The organism is uncultured Kordia sp., from assembly GCF_947489565.1.
Taxonomy (GTDB): domain Bacteria; phylum Bacteroidota; class Bacteroidia; order Flavobacteriales; family Flavobacteriaceae; genus Kordia.
The window spans coordinates 1-273 of sequence record NZ_CANLEA010000076.1 but is presented as its reverse complement, the minus strand read 5'-3'; the positions used below and the strand labels follow the sequence as shown (position 1 = coordinate 273).

1 pseudogene is annotated in these 273 nt (G+C 42.9%); it reads right to left on the bottom strand.

Features of this window, described 5'->3' with window-relative positions:
- A pseudogene (locus Q0845_RS27780) lies at positions 1-273 on the bottom strand (hypothetical protein); the annotation flags it as partial.

The window sequence follows — 273 nt, the reverse complement described above, 5'->3', positions numbered from 1 at the left end:
ACTTCATCTCCATTGGTTACTCCATCGCCGTCACAATCTATTGCCAACCATGCTATTGTTACTGAAGCAAAGTTTTGTACTGTCACATCATAATCACAAGGATCACTTGGATCAGTTCCATTTGGTCCTGCTGTTCCATCTCCGTCTGGATCAACTTCTGTTATGTTTGGTACGCCATCACCATCGCAATCTGATGTTGCCCATGCTGATGTTATATTTGTTAAATCAACACTTGCTACTGTTCCGCCAACACATGGATCATTCGGGTCTGAA